Here is a 4,254-nt window from a genome sequence, read left to right on the forward strand (position 1 = left end):
TGCGCGTTCAGCGCCGGCAAATTGCCTGACGCGGCCGCGCGGCCCGACGAGCCGCTCAAGCGCCTCTATCTGCGCGGCCTGCTGCTGCATCTCACCAATCCGAAAGCGGTGCTGGTCTGGCTGTCGATCGTTTCGCTGGCCATGTCGCCCGCGGGCGGAGCGTCGCACGTGCTGCCGGTGGTGCTCGGCTGCATGGTGATCGGCGTCACGGTGTTCAGCAGCTACGCGGTGCTGTTCTCGACCGCGTCTGCGCGGCGCATTTACGCCGCGATCCGGCGCTGGCTCGACGGCTCGCTCGCCATCATGTTCGCGATTGCCGGCATCAAGCTGCTGAGCTCGAAAAGCTAGCCGCCTTCGGCACGCGCCGCCGCTCTGCGATACTGCTGCCGTGAAAGACCGAAGCGGACCAGTGAACACGATGAGCGGCAGCAACAGGATGAACCCGGCGGCACGACGCACGCCTTGGCAAAAGCGGTGGTATCTCGCGGGCGCGGCCGTGCTGATCGGCGCATGGATCGCGGCGGCGCTGATCTATGCGAGCGCCGCCCCGCCCGACGACGCGCTCGCGCGCTACAGCGCCGTCGATCCGCGCTATCAGATCGAATTGCAGCGCATCGGCGGCAATGCGGCGGTGCTGATGGCGCAGCTTCATCAATGGTTCGACGGCCTGTGGCACGGCAGAGCGCTCGCGGCAACGGTGGCGGTACTCGGCCTCGCGGCCGCCGCCGCCTGCGTTTTCATCGGCTATTTTTTCGACGACGACGCACCGCTGCGCTAACGCCCGCAAGCTCCATCTACGACTCGGGCTTCACCTGCGCGTCCGGTTTCTCGACGCCCACCGCGCGCAGCGCTTCATGCAGCGTGGCAAAGATGCAGCGCGCCTCGACGAGCGGCGTGATGCCATGCCGGTCCATGTCCGAGCGCAGATAGCGGTTCACGCGCGCGAAGATCACTTCGATGCCGCCGTGCTTGAGTGCCACGCACAACTCGCCCACCGAACGCGCCGCCGAATAGTCGAGGTCGGTGATCGCGCTCGCGTCGATCACGAACCAGCGCACCAGGTTCGGCGCCCCGTCGATCAGGCGGCGGGTATCGTCGACGAAGAAATGATCGTTCGCGTAAAACAGGTCGGCGCCGAAACGATAGACGATCAGCCCCGGCGCGGTCTGGATGCCGGACATGGCCGGCACCGGCACCCACATGCCGTCGTCGCCGGGCGCGAGGACCATCGTGTGCGGCCGGTAGCTGTGCCGCACGTGACGCAGCAGCGACAGCGCCACCGCCACGAGGATGCCGTGCTCGACGCCGATCAGCACCACCGCCGCCGCGGTGAACACGGCCAGCGCAAATTCGCCGGGGCTTTCGCGGCGAATCGCGAACAGCGTCTTCAGATCGATCAGGCCGATCGCGATCGTCAACACGATGCTGGCAAGAATGCAGTGCGGCAGATATTGCAGATAGCGGCTGAAAAACAGCAGCACTACGACCACCACCGCCGCGAACGCGAGTTGCGCGAACTGGCTGCGCGTGCCGGCGCGATCGGCCATCGCGGTCTGCGTCGGACTGCCGTTGACCACGAACGCACCCGACACCGCCGCCGCCGCGTTGGCCGCGGCGATCCCGAGCAGATCGGCGTTGGTGTCGACGGACTCGTGATAGCGCTCGGCGAACACGCGGCTCGCGGCCGCGCTTTGCGCGACGATCATTACAAAGCAGGAGGCCGCGACCGGCACCAGATCGAGCAGCTGCTGCCACGTNACTGACGGCAGGCGCAGCGGCGGCAGGCCGCCCGCCACGGGCCCGAGCACGGCGATGCCGCGGGCCTCGAAACCGTAGAGATCGCTCGCCGCGATACCCGCCACCACGGCGATCAACGGCACCGGCAGGCGCGGCAGGAAGCGCTTGCACGCCAGAATCGCGACGACCACCAGCAGCGAAATGGCGAGCGTCGGCAAATCGATACGCGCCGCCTCGCGTACGACGAGCATCAGTTGATCGATACTGCGCGCCGCGTGCCCCGGCACGCCGAGCATGTCGCCCAGCATCGCGATGCCGACCTGCACGCCGACCCCGGCGAGAAATCCAACCAGCACGGTGCGCGACAGGAAATCGGCGAGAAAGCCCAGTTTGAAAAGCCGCGCGATCAGCAGCAACGCGGCGGTGAGCAACGCGACCATCGCGGCGAGCGACGCGTACTCGGCGCTCCCCGTGGGCGCCATCGTAGAGAGACGGCTTGCGAAGATCGTCGCGGTGGCGGAATCGGCGGCCACGACCAGGTGCCGCGACGCGCCGAAAAAAGCAAACGCGACGAGCGGCAGAAAGACGGTGTAAAGCCCGGTAACGGCGGGCATGCCGGCAATGCGCGCGTAGCCGAGCACCTGCGGGATATCCATCGACGCGAGTTGCACGCCGGCCAGCGCATCGCGCGCCGCTGCGGCACGGCTCAAAGGAAGCACGCCCTTCAGCACGCCGACGCGCGCGGTGATATTCGCCAGAAAATCTCGCATACGCGATGCTGCCCCACACTTAGGTTATCGCGCATCGTGCCGCGACTCGGCACGCGAAAGCAAGACCTGACGAGCAGGAGATAGACGGCCGGAGAAAGAGCCGGGAGCGAACCAGCGGAAGAACCGGAAGCAGACAACCGCAAGCCGGCTTCGTCTGGCAAGACTGCTGCCAGCGCATCCGCTTCGGCAACTGCAGGGAATCAACGCTTGAAGTGACCTGTCTGCGGATCGACGCGCCGCGCAAAACCGAACAGCGCGACGATGCAGATTGGACAGGCGAGCAGAACGACGGCCAACATCACACACCCCGTAACATATTGTTACTGCTGAGTTTAAGCGATCTGCATGGAAATTGAATGAGCGAAACCGCAAAGCACTGTTGCCAGGAATTACACCTATTTTTTGACGAATGCCCGGCGCGGGGAAATGTAGAAGGCGGTGAAGCAGGTAAAAAAACATCGGAAAAACGATGATTCTGTCCAGCTGGGGGACATTACGGCTTTAGAACGGTCGCCAGATCGGCGGCCGCGCCGGCAGTCTCCTGGTGGCGAGCAGATGAGCGCTTCAACGGATTCGCCGGGACCGCACCCACCGCTACGACCGGGGCCGACGTTCCCGGTGTTCGCCTCGCCAGCCGCGAGGTGAGCAAACGTGCGGGCCGGCGGCCTCGGCCGCGAACCCGCCCGGACGAACGCCGTTTGTCGCCTGGCACCCGTTCGTCTGCCCGCATCGTCGCTCTACCTTATAATCCGGCATGATCCGAATCCCCCCGCACTCGTCCTCGCAGGCGCCCGCCCTGCGCCGCCGCACCGCCCTGCGCACCCCGGCGGCCGCATGAAAACCCCCAAACGTCTACTCCCGCTCGTCGAAGAAGGCCTGATCGACGAAGTCATCTCGCAGTTGATGAGCGGCAAGGAAGCCACCGTCTACGTGGTGCGCAGCGGCGATGCCACGCGTTGCGCGAAGGTTTATAAGGACGCGAAACAGCGCAGTTTCCGCCAGGCCGCGTCCTATCGCGAAGGCCGCAAGGTCAAGAACAGCCGTGAGCAGCGCGCGATGGAAAAAGGCAGCCGCTACGGTCGCGAAGTGCAGGAACAGGCGTGGCAGAACGCGGAAGTCGACGCACTGTTCCAACTTGCGAACGCGGGCGTGCGCGTGCCGCAGCCCTTTATCTGCACCGACGGCGTACTGCTGATGGAGCTGGTAACGGATGCCGACGGCAACGTCGCGCCGCGTCTGAACGACGTGGATCTGAGCGAAGCACGCGCACTCGAATTGCACGCGCAGCTGCTCAAGGAAGTGGTGCGGATGCTGTGCGCCGGCATGATTCACGGCGACCTGTCCGAGTACAACATCCTGCTGGCCGCCGACGGCCCGGTGATCATCGACCTGCCGCAAGCGGTGAATGCCGCGGGCAATCTCGAAGCCCCCGCGATGCTCGAACGCGACGTCGACAATCTCGCCGCGTATTTCGGCCGTTTCGCGCCGGCGCTGCTCGACGCCGGCTACGGCAAGGAAATCTGGGCGCTGTACGAAGCGGGCGCGTTGCACGTCGATACGGCATTGACCGGCCATGTCGAACAGGACACCACGCCGGTCGATCTGGAAGCCGTGCTGCAGGAACTCGAAGATACGCGGCTCGATGAAGAGGCGCGGCTGCGCTACGAAGACTCGCTGCGCAGCGGGACGTGAGGCGCGCAAGCCGCTTCAGCCGTACACGAGGCCGCTTCCGGGCCGCAACGTGAAG

General features: G+C 65.6%; 4 protein-coding genes. 3 read left to right on the plus strand and 1 reads right to left on the minus strand.

The genetic code is table 11. The annotated features are described in order from the left end of the window. On the plus strand, positions 1 to 348 hold a 348-nt coding region (locus tag CIC12_RS22705), incomplete at its 5' end, for a LysE family translocator (protein ID WP_168667201.1). Between the two features lie 70 nt (positions 349 to 418). After that, positions 419 to 778, plus strand: a complete 360-nt coding sequence (locus CIC12_RS22710; RefSeq protein ID WP_168667207.1) for a hypothetical protein — start codon at positions 419 to 421, stop codon at positions 776 to 778. A 16-nt stretch (positions 779 to 794) separates the two neighbouring features. On the opposite strand, the gene CIC12_RS22715 is transcribed toward CIC12_RS22710, so the two are convergent. After that, complete coding sequence (locus CIC12_RS22715; protein WP_168667203.1) at positions 795 to 2,507, minus strand: SulP family inorganic anion transporter; 1,713 nt, start codon at positions 2,505 to 2,507, stop codon at positions 795 to 797. Positions 2,508 to 3,341: 834 nt separating this feature from the next. On the opposite strand from CIC12_RS22715, the gene CIC12_RS22720 reads away from it, so the two are divergent. After that, positions 3,342 to 4,199 carry a PA4780 family RIO1-like protein kinase gene (locus CIC12_RS22720; RefSeq protein ID WP_168667205.1) on the plus strand — a complete coding sequence of 286 codons (858 nt, stop codon included), beginning with the start codon at positions 3,342 to 3,344 and terminating at the stop codon, positions 4,197 to 4,199. The last annotated feature ends 55 nt before the right edge of the window (positions 4,200 to 4,254 follow it).

The sequence above is a fragment of the Paraburkholderia sp. SG-MS1 genome, assembly GCF_012275575.1.
GTDB lineage: Bacteria > Pseudomonadota > Gammaproteobacteria > Burkholderiales > Burkholderiaceae > Paraburkholderia.